Annotated in this window: 15 protein-coding genes and 1 tRNA gene; 12 read left to right on the plus strand and 4 right to left on the minus strand. The window is 44.7% G+C overall.

The annotated features are described in order from the left end of the window. Positions 1-70: 70 nt before the first annotated feature. Together ADJ77_RS07310 and ADJ77_RS07315 are read right to left on the minus strand one after the other, a co-directional pair. Positions 71-142: transfer RNA gene (locus ADJ77_RS07310), tRNA-Arg, on the minus strand. A gap of 224 nt (positions 143-366) precedes the next feature. Further along, positions 367-1,809, minus strand: coding sequence for a C69 family dipeptidase (locus tag ADJ77_RS07315; RefSeq protein ID WP_025077767.1), 1,443 nt, complete (start codon positions 1,807-1,809; stop codon positions 367-369). Positions 1,810-2,061: 252 nt separating this feature from the next. Between ADJ77_RS07315 and ADJ77_RS07320 the strand changes: the two genes are divergently transcribed. The 5 genes from ADJ77_RS07320 (at position 2,062) to ADJ77_RS07340 (ending at position 7,689) form a co-directional block, all read left to right on the plus strand. Next, the gene (locus ADJ77_RS07320) at positions 2,062-2,814 is read left to right on the plus strand and encodes a hypothetical protein (protein ID WP_199897360.1); all 753 of its coding nucleotides are present in this window, start codon (positions 2,062-2,064) and stop codon (positions 2,812-2,814) included. Positions 2,815-2,911: 97 nt separating this feature from the next. Further along, on the plus strand, positions 2,912-3,661 hold the full coding sequence (locus ADJ77_RS07325; RefSeq protein WP_208595984.1) for a Fic family protein: 750 nt from the start codon (positions 2,912-2,914) through the stop codon (positions 3,659-3,661). A gap of 124 nt (positions 3,662-3,785) precedes the next feature. Beyond that, on the plus strand, positions 3,786-5,756 hold the full coding sequence (locus ADJ77_RS07330) for an AAA domain-containing protein (RefSeq protein WP_025077769.1): 1,971 nt from the start codon (positions 3,786-3,788) through the stop codon (positions 5,754-5,756). Positions 5,757-5,910: 154 nt separating this feature from the next. Further along, a complete protein-coding gene (locus ADJ77_RS07335; protein WP_025077770.1) occupies positions 5,911-6,324 on the plus strand; it encodes a hypothetical protein in 414 nt (137 codons plus the stop codon). Positions 6,325-6,399: 75 nt separating this feature from the next. Further along, on the plus strand, positions 6,400-7,689 hold the full coding sequence (locus tag ADJ77_RS07340) for an L-cysteine desulfidase family protein (RefSeq protein WP_025077771.1): 1,290 nt from the start codon (positions 6,400-6,402) through the stop codon (positions 7,687-7,689). A gap of 230 nt (positions 7,690-7,919) precedes the next feature. Here the strand turns inward: ADJ77_RS07340 and ADJ77_RS07345 are convergent, their stop codons facing one another. Both ADJ77_RS07345 and ribD read right to left on the minus strand, forming a co-directional pair. Beyond that, positions 7,920-8,918, minus strand: a complete 999-nt coding sequence (locus ADJ77_RS07345; protein ID WP_050696195.1) for a tetratricopeptide repeat protein — start codon at positions 8,916-8,918, stop codon at positions 7,920-7,922. Positions 8,919-8,982: 64 nt separating this feature from the next. Continuing rightward, a complete protein-coding gene (gene ribD, locus ADJ77_RS07350; RefSeq protein WP_050696196.1) occupies positions 8,983-10,125 on the minus strand; it encodes a bifunctional diaminohydroxyphosphoribosylaminopyrimidine deaminase/5-amino-6-(5-phosphoribosylamino)uracil reductase RibD in 1,143 nt (380 codons plus the stop codon). Between the two features lie 27 nt (positions 10,126-10,152). Between ribD and prmC the strand changes: the two genes are divergently transcribed. The 7 genes from prmC to ADJ77_RS07385 all read left to right on the plus strand — a co-directional run bounded on the left by prmC (position 10,153) and on the right by ADJ77_RS07385 (position 19,945). Beyond that, positions 10,153-11,016 (plus strand): peptide chain release factor N(5)-glutamine methyltransferase, encoded by an 864-nt coding sequence (prmC, locus tag ADJ77_RS07355; RefSeq protein ID WP_025077772.1) that lies wholly within the window; start codon positions 10,153-10,155, stop codon positions 11,014-11,016. After that, positions 11,013-11,531, plus strand: coding sequence for a regulatory protein RecX (locus ADJ77_RS07360; protein ID WP_025077773.1), 519 nt, complete (start codon positions 11,013-11,015; stop codon positions 11,529-11,531). The genes prmC and ADJ77_RS07360 overlap by 4 nt, the downstream gene beginning before the upstream one ends. Beyond that, positions 11,515-12,228, plus strand: coding sequence for a ComF family protein (locus ADJ77_RS07365; RefSeq protein WP_025077774.1), 714 nt, complete (start codon positions 11,515-11,517; stop codon positions 12,226-12,228). Before ADJ77_RS07360 ends, ADJ77_RS07365 begins: the two co-directional genes overlap by 17 nt. Before the next feature lie 947 nt (positions 12,229-13,175). Then, positions 13,176-13,727, plus strand: coding sequence for an RNA polymerase sigma-70 factor (locus ADJ77_RS07370; protein ID WP_050696197.1), 552 nt, complete (start codon positions 13,176-13,178; stop codon positions 13,725-13,727). 393 nt (positions 13,728-14,120) lie between these two features. Beyond that, on the plus strand, positions 14,121-17,312 hold the full coding sequence (locus ADJ77_RS07375) for a SusC/RagA family TonB-linked outer membrane protein (RefSeq protein WP_050696198.1): 3,192 nt from the start codon (positions 14,121-14,123) through the stop codon (positions 17,310-17,312). A 9-nt stretch (positions 17,313-17,321) separates the two neighbouring features. Beyond that, the gene (locus ADJ77_RS07380; protein WP_025077775.1) at positions 17,322-18,881 is read left to right on the plus strand and encodes a RagB/SusD family nutrient uptake outer membrane protein; all 1,560 of its coding nucleotides are present in this window, start codon (positions 17,322-17,324) and stop codon (positions 18,879-18,881) included. 26 nt (positions 18,882-18,907) lie between these two features. Continuing rightward, positions 18,908-19,945, plus strand: a complete 1,038-nt coding sequence (locus ADJ77_RS07385) for a glycoside hydrolase family 18 (protein WP_050696199.1) — start codon at positions 18,908-18,910, stop codon at positions 19,943-19,945. Positions 19,946-19,950: the final 5 nt, after the last annotated feature.

Here is a 19,950-nt window from a genome sequence, read left to right on the forward strand (position 1 = left end):
AACCGTGCCCTCATCCTTTGTGAAGTAGATGGAGGTGAGACGGTGGAAAGGTCTTTGGGTGGGCTTTAAGTACTCCGACCGGGAATCGAACCCGGATCAAAGGTTTAGGAAACCTACGTTCTATCCATTGAACTATCAGAGCGAGTTTTTCAAGCATTGCTTTGCTTCCATTCGGTGGCTATGCAATGACTCTTGTCTGCAAAGGTAGGAAAAAAAAGTTATATATATAGTGAAACGACAGATTTTTTACCTTTTTCTTATTGTTACTGTTTGTGGTTTTAAACTAAAAATGGCTGTATCAAGCGGCATCATGTGCCAGTTGATACAGCCCGTCTTGTTGTCATCAACGTAGGATTATGCCTACATTTATGCTCCGTGGAAGAGATATTCCTGCTGAATGTCCTGTGTCATCAGCGTGAAGAGTTTTTCCTGCAGACGGTCGGCAAGGTCGAGCGCACTGTTGAGAATCCTGTCAGAGAACTCCTGCAGCATATCTTGTGCGTGGAGAGGCTGCGTCTTGTAGATGCGCAGATACTCCTCTTCCATCTCACGCTGGCGCTGGTCGGTCTCAGCTTCAAACTTCGCATACGCCTCCTTGATGACAGGCGCATACTTGTTGTAGTTGGTCATACCCAATGCCATTACCTTGCGGAACTTCCAGTAAGCTGAGTCAGCACTTGACTCACCATTACCCTTTGTATAAGCCTCTGGGTAAGAAGTGACACCCTGATAGAGTGGGAGGAACACACCGAGGTCTGCCATACCCATTGCTACATAGTTGACACAGCCGATAGCCTGTGGAAGTTCCGGGCGTACCTGTAAGAGGTGGGTCTGCGTGGTACGGAAGATAGAAACCGGACGATAAGGTTCCTTTGGATTACAGTTGAGATATGGGTCGTGATCCGTATTGTCGTAGTGGAAGCGGAATGCCGTGCGGAGTTCAGTCAGTGTGACCTTATGAGCAGCCTTGGCGAAGACAGGGAAGGTGTTTTTTGTTACATCATTCTTGATTTCCGGGGAGAATAACTGCTGCAATCCCCATACACGTGGATAGTTGTAGGTGGTGTCGAGCTTGATGTCACGTGCGTAAGCCTCGTGGAAGTCGAAGGCACCTTGTGCAGGATTGTAGAGTCCGTTCTTCTCAGCAAACTCAATCAAGTCGGCTGATGCGAGATAATTCTCCTTGTCATTCGGGTCGTATGTGCGGAAACGACTTTGGTTACCAGTTACGAAGTACTGATCCTTTGGCATACGGCAGGCCAACCAGCGATGACCGCAAGCTGTCTCCAAGTACCATATCTCCTTGCTATCCACAAAGCCGATACCGAAGCCTTCAGCAATACCGTGTTTCTCAATGAGCATACCCAGTCGCTCAACACCTTCACGGGCGGTGTGGATATAAGGTAGAGTGATATTGAAGACAGAGTTCTCTGCCACGCCATTCTCTACCAATGGGTCGTGTTTCAACACCTCGTCGTTGCTGAAGATACTCTCCGTCGCACTCATGCCGACACCTGCTGTGTTGAATCCGGCACTGCCCCAATGGCTGTGGAGATTATACGGAGAAAGGGCTGTATAGCCCAAAGCCTTCTCAGGGAGTTCGCAACGGAAAGGGCTGTCCTTTGCAATGAACTCACGTGGACCATTGTCCGTATCTTCAAATATCTCGTAGTTCTTTGCTTCCATAGCGTCCCAATCCTCTGAACGCGCTACTATCATAGAACCATCAGCGGTCTGTTCTTGTCCGACGATGATGGTTGTACACTCTGACGGGAGTTTGTGCTTTATTTGCACTTTGTTTGTTTTCATAAGCTTAAAAGTCTTAGTTCTTGTTGTTAATTACTGACAACAAAAATAGCAAATATTTGTGAAAGCAGGGAAAGCAGGAAAGACAAAAAATATAAAAGGGTGTTGTTAAAGGTGCAAAATACCCATATATAATTATTGCTACATAGTCTTTTATGCAGTTTAAGGTTGGAATATAAAGGGAAAAGTGTTATTTTTGCAGCGTGTGAAGTATAACGATGTTATTTGCTGAAAAGCATTAAGCACATTATTATTATGAGAATAAAGTCCCTTTTCTTTTTGCTGAGTCTTTGCATGATACTCCTTTCTTGTACCGATAAAAAGCCTGTTGGTCAAGAGCAGGGAGCATCTGTACAGCAGGCGGATAGTATGCCTGTGAAGCGGGTAGATAGTGTTGAGGTAGTGAAGAAGAAGCCACTCACGTATAAGATTCTGGTTCCTTTTGCTTATCGTTTTTGTAATCCCGATACGTTGATAAATAAGAATTGGGTTGAATTATATAAGGATGGGAAGGATTATTATGTAGGAAAGGCGCGTTATAGTATTCAGAAAAAGGAAGATGCATGTGTGGGAGGAATGACACCTCACTTGTCGGGGAAACGAAATACAATCTTATTCGTCAATCAGTTGCCTATCAATCTGGGGAAGGTAAAGACTGCTGATGTAGAGATTTCTGATACTATTTTCCTTGCGCCGGGCACTACAAGTCGCTTTGCTTTTGCAGGAAAACGCTACGAGTTAGAGGCAAAGGCACAAGGTGAGGATGTCTATAAGAACTATACCCTGTTACTGAATGGAGAGCGAATCTGCAGAGAAACGGAGGTGGATGGGGCTTATTTCCGCCTTCTGTTTGCTGGCGATTTGGATGGAGATGGTAAGTTAGACCTTGTTCTTTCCTTGCCATTACATTATGAAAACCTCAGAATTGTCATGTTCTTATCTTCTTGTGCGCCCCCAGGTTTACAAATGGGAAAAGCTGCTGAGATTGTTGATGACTTCAGTTGTTAGTCGTTTTCTGTGTTTTATTCATAAGAATGAAGGATATTAGATAATAAAGTGTTATTTTTGTAACGTGTTTGAAACAGAGATAAAACTATATGAAGAATTGGCAGCAACATACTACGAAAAGATAGTGTTGCCAATGGGAAAGAAAGAGTTTAGAGAGTATTCTGAAATCCTTTTTTCCTGCCATAGCTGTGGTATTGAGGGGTCTTCTTTCTCAGTGGATGATACACGTTGTCTGTTTGAGGAACAGTTGGGTTATCATCCTGTTGGGAAGTCGTTGTTGGAGTGTCAGGAGATGGCAGATCATTTTGCTACATACGAATGGATGCACAATCATTTAGACCACCCTTTTGATGTCGGACTATTGAAGACTATCAATAGATTGGTAACACTTCGTACGCTCACTTATAAGCAGGCTGATGCTGTACTTGGTGAGTTTACAACGGTTGATATGGCTGCTGGTGATACGGTCTTTGGCGAGCATGAAGGACTGGTGGCGCAGGTGCCGCGACTGATGGCATCAACTGCAGAGATGATGGAACGTGGGGAACTTCACCCTATGGTTCTGTCTGCTCGGTTCCATGGTTTCTTTGAATACTTGCACCCATTCCGTGATGGGAATGGGAGAACTGGTAGGTTATTATCAAACTTTATCTTGTTACGTCATAATTGTCCCGAATTGATTATACAAAAAGAAGATCGTCAGGAGTATATTACTGCTTTGCGAACTATACGGACGGAAGGAACAGACGAGCATCTTGTTGCTTTCTTTTTTAAGGCAGCTACAAAGCAGATGGAATTTTCTTTGGAACAGAAGATGCACAATAGTCGCAAGATGTTCTTCTTTTAGGGTTCTCCTTTCTTTTATTATCTGTATGTAAAGTGTGAGCCTGTTTGTCTATAATCTCATTTTTAATCATTTACAAACAACTCGTTAACTCGTCAGCTTGTTAACTCGTCAACTATAAAAAGATATGCTTCAGGAAAGTCCAATCCAACTCTTACAACGTCAGCGTTTACTGCTCCAGATGGAGTATTATGCCGAGAAAGAAGCCTTCAGAAAGCAGACAGAGGCTGCTGGTATACAGCGGAAAGTGAAGCGAGGAGACGCTTGGTTTCCGTTAAGAATGGGCAAACGGTTTTATAATGGATTGAACCAGCTGTGTATTGAGGTGTTTCGTACACAGGATGGGGATATAGAGCATAACTTTGAATGTGGTCGTCCGCTTCTTTTTTTAAAGTTTGTTGAGAAAGAGAAAGGAACTCCCAATAAGACTGTTCAGCTGAAATACTATGGCTTTACAGGTACGGTTTCGTATGTGGAAGGCGACAGAATGGTTGTTGCAGTCCCTGACTCTGCACCCTTGTTAGACCTTCAGTCAGCCTCGGAACAGATTGGTTGCCAGTTAGGTTTTGATGAAACGAGCTATCAGATGATGTTCGATGCGTTGGACCGAACAATGAAGGCAAAGGGAAACAGACTGGCTCATCTTCGTGACTTGTTCTATTCACGACAAAAGGTTGAGAAGTTCTCCTTTGCTCCCATTCGATTACCTTGGCTGAATCCTACACAGGAAAAGGCTGTCAATGAGGTGTTGTGGGCAAAGGATGTGGCAGTGGTTCATGGTCCACCGGGAACGGGAAAGACGACAACATTGGTTGAAGCCATCAACGAAACACTGATGCGTGAGAGTCAGGTGATGGTCTGTGCGCAGAGTAATATGGCTGTTGACTGGATTTGCGAGAAACTTGTCGACCGTGGTATCAATGTCCTTCGCATTGGTAATCCTACCCGAGTGAATGATAAGATGCTTGGTTTTACCTACGAACGGAAGTTCGAAGCGCATCCCGACTACCCTCAGTTGTGGTCGATTCGGAAGGCAATTCGTGAACTTAGGAACAACAGAAAGAAAGGATCGGAGAGTTATCATCAGAAGATGGACAGGCTGAAGAGCCGTGCCACGGAGCTCGAGATACGTATCAATGCAGAACTGTTTGGAGAGGCACGTGTCGTTGCTTCCACCTTGGTAGGGGCGAACAGCAGGGTCATGGAGGGTCAGAAGTTTACGACTTTGTTCATTGATGAGGCTGCACAAGCCCTTGAGGCGGCCTGCTGGATAGCAATCCGCAGAGCATCAAGAGTCATCTTTGCGGGCGACCATTGTCAGCTTCCTCCGACCGTGAAAAGCATAGCAGCCCTGCGTGGGGGCTTGGCTAAGACCTTGATGGAACGCATAGTAGAGAACAAACCAGAGGTAGTTACGCTGCTGAAGGTGCAGTATCGTATGAATGAAGAGATTATGCGCTTCTCGTCCAATTGGTTCTATGGAGGACAGGTGGAAACCGCTCCACAGATTAAATATCGTGGCATTCTCGATTATGACAATCCAATGGTATGGATTGATACGTCAGATGAAGAGGTCGTGTCATCGTATGATTCAACTGAAAGTGAAGCTGATTCAGCCTCTTCTCAGTCAAGTAAAGACAAGGAAAATACCTTCCACGAACAGTTTGTCGGCTCTTCTTTTGGTCGTATTAATAAAGGAGAAGCAGAACTGACACTCAAGATTTTGAAGGATTATTTCACGAAGATCGGCAAGCATCGTGTGTTGGAAGAACGGATAGACGTGGGAGTCATCTCTCCTTATCGTGCCCAAGTGCAGTACCTTCGTAGTCTGATAAAGAAGCGAGAGTTCTTCAAGCCCTACCGAAGTCTTATCAGTGTGAACACCGTTGACGGCTTTCAAGGACAGGAACGTGACGTGATTCTCATTTCGCTTGTACGTTCCAATGATGATGGTCAGATAGGTTTCTTGCGTGATTTACGCCGTATGAACGTTGCCATAACACGTGCCAGAATGAAGTTGATTATCCTCGGTAATGTCCATACAATGACCCAACACGAATTTTATAAGAAGCTGTGGGAGAGTGTTCCACAGTCTTAAAAGTTATTAGTTCAATTAGCCCAATCAGCCGAATAAGACTGATTGGGCTAATTTTTTATAGGGGTAATCTCAATCTTTTTTATTTAATTACCCCGTGAAAAGTGGATTTATATCATTTTTTTATTTACTTTTGTGTCATAAATAGAAATCTACTATGTTACAACGAGATTATTTTATTCGATTGATAGAGGAATTCAATGCTGCTATTTCACGTTTTCTTACGAAGAAAGAAGACGACATGAAGCGTGATAAAGAGTTGAAAGACCTTTATAAACAGTACGTTGGAGAGTATGACGATTTGCGTAATCTCTCTGTTGACGAGCTGTTGAGATATGCCAGGGAGCAGTGGGATGAGAACGAGCGGATAGATAAAATCAATATGGTAGCAGAGTTGTTACATGCCGAGGCAAGCTATAAGGTGCAGCCTTTGCGCCAGATTTTACAGGAGAAAGCATACGCTTTATTCGACTATGTTGAGGGAAATGGGTCAACTTTCTCTATAGCTCGACGACAGAAGATGGAAGCTATGCGACAAGAGTTAGATAGCATACTCTCTCAGGGACAGTAATGTCTGAGAGTGAGGACAACAAAGAATATTCTTTTATTATGGTCATAATATCAGGCTAAACCTAAACCAATCATTATGCTTGAGACGAACATTAGAGAACAGATTATCGAATTGATACACCAGCAGGTGGTACCTGCCGTAGGTTGTACAGAGCCAATGGCTGTAGCATTGTGTACTGCACGTGCTACGGAGTTGTTAGGTCAGAAGCCAGAGCAGATAAGCGTTTTGCTCTCTGCTAATATTCTGAAGAATGCAATGGGCGTTGGTATTCCGGGCACGGGAATGATAGGCTTGCCTATCGCTATTGCCCTCGGTTCCTTGATAGGCAAGTCGGAATATCAGTTGGAGGTTATCAAGGATCTTACGCCAGTGACGTTGGAAGCTGGCAAGAAATTCATCAGTGAGAACAGGATTGATGTCAAACTGAAGGACGGAATTACCGAGAAACTGTATATAGAAGTAAGCTGTGAGGCTGAAGGACACCGTGCGACAGCTGTCATCAGCGGCACGCATACGAATGTTGTCCTTGAGGAGAAGGATGGTACAGTCCTGCTCGATAAGATGCAACCCAGTGCTGCAGCGGTTGAAAAAGCACCACTCTGTCTGAATCTCAGAACGGTGTGGGAGTTTGCAACAACTACGCCTATAGATGAAATAGAGTTTATCATGGAGGCGAAACGATACAACCTTCGTGCTGCAGCTGAGGCTGTAAAAGGAAACTATGGGCATTGTCTGGGTAAGATTATGGACCGCCCCTTGAGTCGTGGAATCTTCGGAAACAGCATTTTCTCGCACGTCATTGCGAAGACTGCTTCTGCCTGCGATGCCCGTATGGGTGGTGCCTTGATTCCTGTGATGAGCAACAGCGGTTCGGGAAATCAGGGTATCTGTGCAACCAATCCTGTGGCTGTCTTTGCCAAGGAGAATGAGAATACACGTGAGGAACTTATCCGTGCACTTATCTTGAGTCATCTTACGGCTATCTATATCAAGCAGAGTCTCGGAGCACTGTCAGCCCTTTGCGGATGCGTGGTGGCAAGTATCGGGTCCAGCTGCGGTATCACTTATCTGATGGGAGGTGATTATGTCAATGTCTGCCATTCGGTAAAGAACATGATAGCCAACCTTACGGGTATGATTTGCGATGGTGCGAAGCCAAGTTGTTCACTGAAGATTTCATCCGGGGTTTCAACGGCTATTCTTTCAGCCACACTCTCTATGGAAGGCAAGCACGTGACGGCAGCCGAGGGAATCATTGATGAAGACGTTGATAAGTCTATCCGAAACCTCACAAGCATAGGTAAGGAAGCGATGTGCAACACCGATGATATGGTGCTGAATATCATGACGCATAAGTGCAATTAAAAAGGTGTTGCACCCCTAATCCTGCATTACTTTCAAATTATTTTCATGAAAAGAAATATTTTTTGTCGTGAAAATAAATATTTATCTTCATGAAAAGAAATTCTTTTTTTCATGAAGATAAATTGTTTATAGCCGTTCATTTGTGTCTGTTGGATGTGTTTTCAGCCTTTCAAGAAAGCAGAGTTTGCTTTCTTTTCCGTGGTGTTTAGTAACCTGTTTTATATCCGTTCTTAAATGAGATATAGTTCACATGTCTTTTCTCCCTGCGCATTTTGGTATTTCAGGACCCATACGTCCAAAAGCAGAGGCTTGCTCGGCGAGGCATAGTCATTCGAACATACATCATGTTTTTTAAGGAGCGTTTCGGGCAACTGATTACCATTGGGCAGTTTTATTATCTGTATTATTTTATTTTGGAAATAAGCTAAACAGATTGTAGCTGGCTTTTTTTCCTTGTTGCGCATTCCCGGGATGTATTTAAGTGCATTCCTGTTCAAGTGGTTCATTAAGATATACTTTTTCAGATAATCTACTGCAATCTGCTTCTTTTCTACTTTCACAGGTTCCTGTGTTTCTTCCCTTTGTTTACCAAAATGCCATTTTGTCCCATCTGTAAATTGAATCTCCATTCCTGTAGAATCAACTTCAGAAGGTATTTCTGAAGGTCTCCCCGTATCCTTTGCTATTTTCTTGAATTCTGCAAAAGCATTTGTATTGCCCTTTTTTGAAGCATTGTGGAGATAGCAATATGCATCGCCCATGTGCCCTTTCTTTTTGGCAATCATCCCATTCCAATAGTCTGCCTGTCCATTCGAATCATGATATTCAAAGTAAGGCGATAATTGGGCAAACTTCCTTTCTGCAGCATCCATTCTTCCTAAATGATAGTAGGCGGATAACTGTTTTTCGTATATGGAATTGATGTTGACGCTGCTGTCCTTGCTTATATCAATATATGAATCAACGTCTTGCTTTTCAGTAGAGTAGGGCTGGAGTAGTCTTTCGTAATCACGGAGAGCATTTTCATACTTGCCGACTTTCATCTCACAATCAGCCCGCATATATAAGAACTCTGTAGATGGGTCGTCTTCTATTGCTTTGTCTAAATAGCTTATAGCCAACTCGTCATCACCACTTAGAATGGCGTTGTTGATTTTGCTTCTATAATCAGTATGACAACTATATAGAAAGAAGGTCAGTAAAATAAAGTATAACACATTTTTCATCATTTCATGCTTCTTATGTTTACGTGATATGTTAATCTTTATATTGCTTTTGTTGCCCTGTATTATCTTATTCCCGTTCGTGGGTTACGATGGTGTTTACATATTGTTCTGTTCTTGTAATACGTAAGTTTGCAGGGAGTTGTGGGGCTTCTATGCCTTTGCTGACCATGAACGGTGCTGTCTCTATGCGTATCTCGTCCCATAGTCCTGCATCAATAAAGCTCTGTAAAGTCTTTGCACCCCCTTCCACGATGAGACTTTGCTTCTTTTCCTTATAGAGATGCGACAGTATTTCGGCAGGTGTTGCGTATTCTCCCTCCTTTGTCGGCTGGCTTGTCAGGACTATTTTTTCAGGGTTCGGACCGCTCCATTCCCTCACCGTCAGCTGTGGATGCTCCAGTTCTTCCGTTGTTTTGCCAACGAGTATCGCATCGTTTTCTGCCCTCATCTTATGCACTAACATTTTAGTGAAGGGCGTTGAGATAATCAATGGCTGATAATCTTTGCCAGGCAAGTTGCCAATGTACGCCACAGAAGTTTTTTTCTCACGAGCCGTTATTTCATCTTGGCTACCATTTATAATACTCAGATCATCAGGGGAATCTCGGTGTTCACTCCCCTCCCTATGGGGGAGGGGTGAGGGAGAGGGGCTGGCTGGTGTGTTGGATAGTGTGTTTGTTGGCGTGTTGGATAGTGTGTTAGCTGTTACTCTTTTTACCTGTGCCCACTTCAATATCACATACGGGCGTTTGTGTGTATGGTAAATAATAAACCGTTTGTTCAGTTCCATACACTCTTTTTCCAATACCCCCACGGTCACTTCTATCCCAGCTTCGCGAATCTTCTTCACTCCACGTCCTTGCACTTCGGCAAAGGGGTCGATGCAACCGCATACCACACGACGCACACCCTTGCTGATAATCAGGTCGGCACAGGGAGGTGTTTTGCCATGATGAGAGCAGGGTTCAAGACTGACGTATATTGTTGCTTCGTGCAGCAAAGGCTCGTCCTCTTGCTTTACAGAGGCAAAGGCGTTTACTTCAGCGTGTCCTTTGCCACAGCATACGTGGTAGCCCTCACCGATAATCCTGCCATCCTTGCTCACAATGACCGCTCCGACCATCGGGTTAGGCTTGGCAAGCAGCTGTCCGTTACGTGCCAGTTGCAGGCAGCGACGCATATGTTTTTCGTCAGTTTCTTCTTGTTTCATTTCATTAAAATTCCTATCTTTGCAGCTATGACATACCAAGATTTATGGCACAGACTCGCTCACTTGTACGATGACGGTGAGGCACAAGCAATCATTCGGCTTGTGCTGGAGGTGCAGTTTGGCATCACGCTGACCGATATTTATACGGGCAAAGTTAATGAATTATCCCGAGAAGCGGAGGAGGAATTAGAGAAAATCATCTCCCGTCTGGAGCGTTCAGAACCGGTGCAGTATGTCCTGGGGCGTGAAACCTTTTGTGGACGCACGTTCCATGTGGCTCCGGGTGTACTGATACCACGCCCGGAAACGGAGGTGCTGTGCCGTTGGATAGAGGAGGATTACAACCGTCCTTGTTGCGCTTTGCAGCCTCCTGCACCCCTTCAGATGCTGGATGTGGGGACGGGTAGCGGCTGTATTGCCGTCACGCTGGCTGCTGATGTATATAATTCATCTGTTACGGCGTGGGATATATCAGGTGATGCGCTGCTCATTGCACGTGAGAATGTACACCAATGGCAGGTTCGTGTAGAATTGAAGATGGAGGATGCGCTCCATCCTTCGGCTTCGGCAATGCAGCAGAAGTATGATGTCATTGTCAGCAATCCGCCTTATATCTGCGACAAGGAACGGACAGACATGGCAGGAAATGTACTTGCGTATGAACCGGAAACAGCCCTTTTTGTGCCAGATGATGACCCGTTGCGTTTCTATCGGGCAATAGCTGAATACGGTGTGCAGGCATTGTCGGAGGAGGGTGCACTCTATTTCGAGACCAATCCATTGTATATTAATAATGTAAAGGAGATGTTAAGCGAATTAGGTTATAAGCGGATAGAACTGCGTGAAGACCAGTTCGGCAAATTACGTTTCACAAAAGCCATCCGACCATGATACAGAAACGACCTATACAGGAACCTCAGGCGCTGAAGAAACTTGCCGACTTGTGTGCAAAAGGCGAACATTGTTCTGGCGATATGCTGGAGAAGATGCGTAAATGGGGGCTCTCGGAAGAGGCGCAGGCACGCATAATGGAGAAGCTGATAACGCTGCATTACGTTGATGACAGCCGTTATACGGAGTTCTTCGTACATGATAAGATTCGCTATAACAAGTGGGGTAGGCGGAAGATTGAGCAGGCATTGTGGATGAAGAAAGTGGATAGCGCCATCTCTTTACCCATCCTCGATGCCGTTGAGGATGAAGAATACCTTGAGGTGTTGCGCCCGTTGTTAGCAAGTAAGTACCGAACCATTAAGGCAGAGAGCGATTACGAGCGTTCAATGAAACTGATAAAGTTTGCGATGGGACGTGGTTTCACGATGGACCTTATCAGGAAGTGTATAGATGAAGGGGTTGTTGATGCGGACGGGGATGTGGATTTCGTAGACGATGAAACAGCCGATTAGTGTACTTGCCCGCCTTATCGACACCCTTGCCCCTCGGTCGTGTACCATCTGTGGCGGGCGTCTGACCGTCACGGAGGAGGTGGTGTGTGCCTGTTGCAACCATAACCTTCCCCGCACGGGCTATTCCAAGACAGCCTATGATAACAGACTTGTGCGCCTGTTCTGGGGCAGGATTCCCATAGAGAAAGGCTCGGCTTTCTTCTTCTACAAACCCCGCTCTGCAACAAGTAACCTGCTTTATCAGCTCAAGTATGGCGGACATCCCGAGATCGGCGAACGCCTTGGGCGTATTGTCGCAGCCGAGTTGGCACAGGATGGCTTCTTCGATGGCATCACAGCTCTGGTTCCCGTGCCCCTTGCACGTCAGCGTGAGCAGGAGAGAGGATATAACCAAAGTGTGGAGATAGCCCGTGGTGTCAGTGCTGAAACGGGCATTCCTGTGTTTGACAACGTCCTCAAGCGTATAACCTTCCATGGCAGCCAGACGCAGAAAGACCGTTGGGAACGTAGTGAGAATGTGGAAAAGGCATTCCGTCTTCTTGATTCTTCTGCCGTAAGCAACCAGCATCTCCTGCTTATTGATGATGTCATCACCTCTGGTGCAACCCTCGTTGCAGCTGCCAATGAACTCCTCAAGGCTGTCAATGTTAAAGTTAGTGTCCTCTCATTAGGCTTTGCTGATAACGATGTGACTTAACCTTTTTTCTTGGATGATCCTCATTTATATTACAACGCTCCTCCCCGGGGTGTACATTGTCTTTGAATAACGGATATTCCTTGTTCAGGGAATTGAAGCAATAATGAAGCGTCTGCTATCTGCTATGATAAGAATAGCTTTATCCCAAACCGCTCATTGAAATTCCTCATGACTTCAATATGCTGTGAAATCCTGCAGATTATCTTGGAAATAAAACATCCTTTTTGTAATAATAAAATCAATCGTGGAAAATAAAAGACGCTTAATAGCGTTGCAACTAAGCCTTAATTGAGGTGCAACTAAGGCTTAATTGAACGCTTAAAGGGCGTTAGTTGGAATGCAATTAAGCACTGATAACTTTTCTGTTTTGTAATCAGTTGACAGGCTGATGGTTGCAGGTTTGGGTTTTTGTGATGTCTGTTTATGATTAAAGGAAAGACTTTCGGCATATTATGTAAGGATATTTCGTTGATTTAAACAGGTTGTTTAAAACCGTTTTCGATGCCGTAGGTGCATGGTGTAAAATAGCATGTTGGACTGTATTAGGGGGCATCTCCTTGACTCTTTGCACTTACGATGCCTCTGTGTTATCCTGATTTTATCACCGTTTTCTCCTTTACTCCGTGTGCTTTATCTCGTTTTCAGCATTTTATCCGTCTTCCTGGCTTGACCTTGCCCACTACACCTTCGTTAGAAAGACAAACAATCTGGTGGGCAATCAACGAAAATCTGTTCAGGTTCTAATGCACCAATTCAGGTTCAGATGTTACTATCTGATGGTTTCATAGAGTGAGGATGGTATATGCTTACAGCAGTTCAGAATGAATAAATTGTGCTTTCTTTATTTCCTTTAAATATTTTTTCTTACTTTTGCAGGGCATAAACCGTAAATCAATAAGAACTAAAAACCAAGTGGCTTCTGTGCCATCTATATACACATGAAATGAATGGAACTGAGTGAGTCCTTAATTATTCTGCAACTGAAGAGGGGGAATGAGCATGCGTACAAATATGTATTTGATACGTATCTTGAACAGTTGCGTGCTGTTGCGAAGTATTATCTGCATGATGACTTCACGGCAGAGAGTATTGTTGCCGATGTAATATTCCACCTTTGGGAAATACGTGACAATATAGAAATTCATACTTCTCTGCAGCAATATCTTGTCAGAAGTGTGCGCAATCGTTGTCTTGACCAGCTGAAATCTGTTCGGTTCCGTTATGAGCAAAGCATATCTGCCCTGCCTGACGGCAGTTGCGTGGATGATAGGAATTCCGAGAATGATCAGCCTCTGAACTGTCTGTTGGTGAAAGAACTTGAACAGGCTATCGGTGAAGCCATAGAGAATCTTCCCACTGACTGTCGGCGTGTCTTCAAGATGAGCCGTATGGAAGGAAAGAAGAATGGCGATATTGCCAATGAGCTCAGCCTCTCGGTCAATACGGTGAAGTATCACATGAAGAATGCTTTGAGGCTTTTGCAGCGGGAGTTAGGGTAAAGCCTTATTAGTCCAATTAGCCTTATTAGCCTAATTAGCCCGATTAGCTGAAATAGTCACCATTCTCACTACCCCGATTCCTTTTTAAATCGTCTCTTATATACTTAAAATAGAATAATAAAACCTAAACATCCATGTCGATAACAGAAAATTATCGTCGTGTTTGTCGTGAAATCAGAACCTAAATGTATGATAACAAACCAAAACAACGGGTCTTAACCTATGAATAGTGAGTATCTCGAAATCCCCTTATTATTGAACAGTATAACATGATGATGCCAATGGATAGAGTTATGTTATGGAAACCTAACTGTGTGATTCGGTCTTGAGCAGAGTGCTTCGGACAGGATCTGTTGTCATTTGAACATATTAACCTATTAACAATAAAGCTGAATGAGTAACAAGAGAAATGGTCTGTATTTGACCGCATTCCTGTTATGTCTGAATCTAAGCATGGAAGCTCATGATGTTGCGTCAAACAAAACATACGCAACATTGGATGATGTCATGACTGCATTGAGACAAAAGAATGGAAATGCCGTTTCTGTTTCGTCAACACAGGTTCCGCAAAAGCCGCAGAACGCTGGCGAGAAGAAGAAGGTAGTAGGAGTTGTGAAAGATGAGAATGGTGAGCCGGTAATCGGTGCCACTATCCGTCTGAAGGGTACCCAGGGTGGTGCTGTCACTGATATTGACGGTCGGTTTACGTTGATGGCAGAAGAAGGTGCTGAACTTGAAATCTCCTACATCGGCTATACTACCAAGACGGTACGTGTCGGTAAGGCTGATAACTACGACATCAGTCTGTCTATGGGTAGTGCCAAGGAGCTGAATGAAGTAGTTGTAACAGCCCTCGGTATCAAGCGTGAGCAGAAGGCGTTGAGCTATAACGTACAGCAGGTGAACAGTGATGCGTTGGGAACAAACAAGGATGCCAACTTCATCAATTCGCTCAGCGGTAAGGTAGCTGGTGTGAACATCAATGCCAGCTCGTCCGGTGCCGGTGGTGCTTCAAAGGTTGTGATGCGTGGTACACGTAGTATCGAGCAGTCAAGCAACGTCTTGTATGTCATCGATGGTGTGCCGATGTTCAATCTCGGTGGCGGTGGTGATGCTGTCTTCGGTTCTAACGGTACGACGGAGGCAATCGCTGATATTAACCCCGAGGATATTGAAAGTATGTCCGTCTTGACGGGTGCAGCAGCTGCTGCGCTTTACGGTAACCGTGCATCTAACGGTGCCATCGTGATTACAACGAAGAAAGGAAAGGTGGGGCATACAGAGTTTACTGTTAGTCAGAGTACGGAACTGTCTACGGCTTTCCGTCTGCCAGAGTTCCAGAACCGTTACGGAACAGGCAGTAGTCTGCGTGATGCCGGCGGTGACAGCTACAGCTGGGGACGCTTGCTTAATGAAGCCAACTACATGGGTTATGACCCAAAGAAGGACTATCTCAAGACGGGCATCATGACCACTGAGGCTTTCACCGTTTCTACAGGTTCGGAGAAGAATCAGAGTTACTTCTCTGCCAGTGCGTTGAATTCAGGTGGTATCATTCCTAACAACGGTTACAACCGTTACAACTTTACGTTCCGTAATACATCCAGTATGCTGGGCGACAAGTTGTTGTTGGATGTTGGTGCAAGCTATATCATTCAGAATGACCGTAATATGACCAATCAGGGTGTGTATGCCAACCCGTTGGTGTCAGCTTATCTCTATCCACGTGGTAACGACTACAACGATATGGCGATGTTTGAATATTTCGATACGACACGTAATATCTACACGCAGAACTGGAACAACCTGCTCAGTGAGTTTGTAGGTCAGAACCCTTACTGGATTAACTATCGTAACCTTCGTACCAATAAGAAGTACCGCTACATGATGAATGCAGGACTTACTTATAAGGTGACAGACTGGTTGAACGTTGTGGGACGTATCCGTATTGACAATGCGACGAATACTTTTGAAAAGAAGTACTACTCCAGCACGAATACAACCATTGCTGGTATCAATGGTCAGTATGCAAAGATAAAGACTGATGACAAGCAGGTGTATGGTGATGTGATGCTGAATATCAACAAGCATTTCCTGCAGAACAAGCTGTCACTGGTAGCTAATATCGGTGCCTCTCTCTCTGACATCAAGCAGGACCAGACAGGTCTTGATGGTCCGATAGCGGATAATCTGATTCCAAACGTATTCAATGAGTATCAGGTAGATGCGGCACGTGAGAAACGTATGCCTGCCGGTTACCATGAGCAGACGAAGTCACTTCTCGGTAGTTTGGAGTTAGGATGGAAGAGTCAGCTGTATCTTACAGTAACAGGACGTAACGACTGGCCTTCAATGTTGGCAGGTCCTCATTCCAACAAGAGTTCCTTCTTCTACCCTTCAGTGGGTGGCTCATGGATTATCTCTGAGTCTGTCAAGATGCCAAAGGCTATCAACTATTTGAAAGTACGTGGCTCATTTGCCTCTGTAGGAATTCCGTTCCTTCGTAATATAGCCAATCCTAAGTATGAGTGGGACAATACAACAAAGCAGTGGAAGAGCCAGACAGTCTATCCTATCTATGACTTGAAGCCAGAGACAACAAACTCTTGGGAAATCGGTCTGCAGGCTCGTTTCCTCAAACACTTCAATCTGGATGCAACACTCTATTGGACAAAGACCTTCAACCAGACTTTCAATCCTGACATCTCTGTATCATCAGGTTACTCTGCTCTTTATATCCAGACAGGTAATGTGTCAAACAATGGTATTGAGTTAGCCTTAGGTTACAGCAATAACTGGGCTGGTTTCGGATGGTCAAGCAACTATACCTTGAGCTCTAACCGCAACCGTATCAACGAGTTGGTTCGCAACTACGTTCACCCGGAGACAGGTACTGTCATTAACAAGGACCGTCTTGATGTAGGAGGACTGGGTAATGCACACTTCATTCTCAAGGAAGGTGGCACCTTAGGTGACCTTTATTCTTTGACGGATGTAAAGCGTGACGACAAGGGACGTATATATGTTGATAAGGATGGTAAGGTTTATCGTAACAATAATGTCGGTGATGTGAAGCTGGGTTCTGTATTCCCTAAGGCTAACATGGCATGGCGCAATGACTTCTCTTATAAGGGCTTTAACCTCAGTGTGATGGTCAGTGCACGTTTCGGTGGTATCGTTTATTCGGCAACACAGGCTGCGCTCGACCTCTATGGAGTGTCAGAGGCAAGTGCAAAGGCACGTGACAAGGGATATGTGGAGGTGAATGGCAATGACCGTCTTAACCCTGAATCATGGTATTCAACCATCGGCGGAAGTGATGGTATTCCACAGTTCTATACCTATAGTGCAACGAATGTACGCTTGCAGGAAGCAAGTCTTAGCTATACCTTCAAGAAGAATCACTTCTTTGGGTTGGGTGACTTGACGCTTTCTGTGACAGGTCGCAACCTGTTGATGTTCTACTGTAAGGCTCCTTTCGATCCTGAGACGACAGCTACGACAGGTAACTACTATCAGGGTATTGACAAGTTTATGACGCCAAGTACGAGAAATATTGGTTTCAACATTAAACTTAAATTCTAAAACAAAGTTATGAAACAGTTAAGAAATATCATATTGTCAACGGTATCGGCTGGATTGGTTATGAGTCTGGCTGGCTGTACCAACAGCTATGAGGATTACAACCAGGACCCATACGGTGTGTCGAAAAAGGAGACGGAACGTGATGCCTATTCATTAGGTGCTGCCATGGTGAACCTGCAGAGCTGGGTGGTTCCTACGGATGTCAATACCAATCAGTTCACGGAATGTCTGTGTGGTGGTTCGTATGGTGGTTACCTCTCTGATTCCAATGCAGGTTTTGCAGGTAAGAACTTTGCACAATATAGTCCTGAGAATGGATGGAGTCGTGTGTTGTTCAGGGACTTCCTTCCCAAGCTCTCTATCTATTTCAATGAGGTGAAGAGTGCTACGGAAGAGCCTGTTATACTGGCTGTAGCACAGATTATAAAGGTTGCAGGTATCCATCGTGTTACTGATGCTTATGGTCCGATACCTTATTCTAAGGTAGGACAGAATGGTGAAATCACGGCACCATACGATTCCCAACAGGAGGTGTATAAGTTGATGTTCAAGCAGCTGGATGAGGCTATTGCCACGCTGACTGCCAATCGAACGTTCAACTTCTCACCAAAGGCTGACAATGTGTATGGCGGCAATGTTGAGAAGTGGATTAAGTTTGGTAATTCTCTTCGTCTTCGTCTGGCTATCCGCATATCAAAGGCTGATCCTGCATTGGCAAAACAGGAGGCTGAGGCTTCGGTGAGCAATGAGGTTGGCGTGATGACTTCCAATGATGACAATGCTTTCATGACCTTGTCGAATACCAATCCTTTCAGGGTTGTCATGTATGAATATAATGGTGGTGACTCACGTATCGGTGCCGATATTACCACTTACATGAATGGATATAAGGACCCACGTCGTGAAGCGATGTTCGCTATGTCAACTTTCTCAAACGGAACAAATGGTTATTATGGCTTGCGTTCTGGCATTCAGATTCCTGGTGCAGAGATTGCCCATGCCTACAGTAACTACAATGTAAAGACTGATACTAAACTCTTGTGGATGAATGCAGCGGAGGTTGCTTTCCTACGTGCTGAAGGTGCTTTGAAGAACTGGAACATGGGAGGTACAGCTGGCAATTTCTATAAGAAGGGTGTTGAGCTTTCTTTTGAACAGTGGGGTGTAAAGGGTGCTGCGGCTTATCTGGCTGATAAAACCAGTACGCCAGCTGTCTATACAGACCCTGCCGGACTCAATTCTTATTCAGGCTCAGTGTCAACAATTACGATTGCCTGGGATGACAACAATACCGTAGAGCAGCAGTTGGAACGTATCATCACCCAGAAGTGGCTGGCTATGTTCCCACTTGGCTTGGAGGCATGGTCGGACTATCGCCGTACAGGTTATCCAAAGCTGATGCCAGTGAAGGTTAATAATAGTGGTGGTGTGGTAAGCAGTGAGCGAGGAGCTCGTCGTTTGTCTTATCCACAGGAGGAGCGCAGCAACAACTTTGAAAACTACAATGCAGCTGTTGGTATGCTTGGTGGAGCTGACAATATGGCTACAGATGTTTGGTGGGCAAAGTAATGATTACCGATTAAAAAGAAAGAAAAATGAAACATATCATTAAATATATAGCATATTCAACGGTCTGTGCGGCAGCTTTGCTTATGTCCAGCTGCGATACAGACGTTGAACCTGTAGAAATTAACCAGCCCGGTATAGAGCATCAGAATCCTGAACTCTATCAGAACTATCTTGTAGGTATCCGTGCTTACAAGGCAAGCAGTCATAAGATTATGATGGCATGGTTCGATAACAGTCAGGCTGTTCCATTCACCCAGGCGCAGCATATCAACGCTGTTCCTGACAGTGTGGATTACGTTGTACTGACAAATCCGGGAACGGTTACTGAACAGATGATGCAGGAAATCGAGGAAGTAAGAAGTCAGAAAGGTATGAAAGTCGTATTTCAGGTAAGCTGTGATGCTATCAAGACAGTTTACGAAGCACGGAAGAAAGCCTTTATGGCAAAGCCAGAGAATGCTGGTAAGCACTTCCGTGACTTCAATGGTTTCCTGGTTGATTCTGTCAATACACAGTTACGTCTTGCTGATAAGTATAACTATGATGGTGTGATAATGGGATTCAATGCGAAGCTCACACATTATCTCAATGAGCAGGAAAGGGCTGAGGCTATTGCCTTGGAGAACGTTTTTTTAGGTATAACCAAGGACTGGAAAGAACGCCATAAGGACAAGGAACTGATAATAATGGGTCGTCCGCAGCATGTAACTGACAAGAGTCTTTTTGCACAGGCGCGCTATCTCATTATCCCAACACAGGATGAGAAGTCCATATCGGGTGTTGATTATCTGGTCCGTAAGGCTGCGGTAGAAGGTGTGCCGACTGACAAGTTCATTCTTTTGGCAAACAATAAGTCTATCGACGAAACCGATACCAAGACTGGTTATTGGGGTAAGACATTGGCAATGCATGGTATTGCAAAGTTCGTTGCTTCGGACCATACCGGCTATACCTGTGCTGGAATGGGCTTGCTGAATGCCAATGTTGATTATTACAATGCCTCATTCACTTATCCGAACCTGCGTAAGGTCATCTCAACTATCAATCCAACCGTTAAAGAGTAAAAGGA

The sequence above is a fragment of the Prevotella fusca JCM 17724 genome, from assembly GCF_001262015.1.
In the GTDB taxonomy this organism is placed as follows: Bacteria; Bacteroidota; Bacteroidia; order Bacteroidales; family Bacteroidaceae; genus Prevotella; species Prevotella fusca.

Bases quoted from the DNA above. Each gene is read 5' to 3' on its own strand.
- ADJ77_RS07340 (WP_025077771.1), top strand. From the start codon at position 6,400: ATGCTTGAGACGAACATTAGAGAACAGATTATCGAATTGATACACCAG.
- ADJ77_RS07315 (WP_025077767.1), bottom strand. From the start codon at position 1,809: ATGAAAACAAACAAAGTGCAAATAAAGCACAAACTCCCGTCAGAGTGT.
- ADJ77_RS07345 (WP_050696195.1), bottom strand. From the start codon at position 8,918: ATGATGAAAAATGTGTTATACTTTATTTTACTGACCTTCTTTCTATAT.
- ADJ77_RS07360 (WP_025077773.1), top strand. From the start codon at position 11,013: ATGATACAGAAACGACCTATACAGGAACCTCAGGCGCTGAAGAAACTT.
- ADJ77_RS07375 (WP_050696198.1), top strand. From the start codon at position 14,121: ATGAGTAACAAGAGAAATGGTCTGTATTTGACCGCATTCCTGTTATGT.
- ADJ77_RS07335 (WP_025077770.1), top strand. From the start codon at position 5,911: ATGTTACAACGAGATTATTTTATTCGATTGATAGAGGAATTCAATGCT.
- prmC (WP_025077772.1), top strand. From the start codon at position 10,153: ATGACATACCAAGATTTATGGCACAGACTCGCTCACTTGTACGATGAC.
- ADJ77_RS07370 (WP_050696197.1), top strand. From the start codon at position 13,176: ATGGAACTGAGTGAGTCCTTAATTATTCTGCAACTGAAGAGGGGGAAT.
- ribD (WP_050696196.1), bottom strand. From the start codon at position 10,125: ATGAAACAAGAAGAAACTGACGAAAAACATATGCGTCGCTGCCTGCAA.
- ADJ77_RS07380 (WP_025077775.1), top strand. From the start codon at position 17,322: ATGAAACAGTTAAGAAATATCATATTGTCAACGGTATCGGCTGGATTG.
- ADJ77_RS07330 (WP_025077769.1), top strand. From the start codon at position 3,786: ATGCTTCAGGAAAGTCCAATCCAACTCTTACAACGTCAGCGTTTACTG.
- ADJ77_RS07385 (WP_050696199.1), top strand. From the start codon at position 18,908: ATGAAACATATCATTAAATATATAGCATATTCAACGGTCTGTGCGGCA.
- ADJ77_RS07365 (WP_025077774.1), top strand. From the start codon at position 11,515: ATGAAACAGCCGATTAGTGTACTTGCCCGCCTTATCGACACCCTTGCC.
- ADJ77_RS07320 (WP_199897360.1), top strand. From the start codon at position 2,062: ATGAGAATAAAGTCCCTTTTCTTTTTGCTGAGTCTTTGCATGATACTC.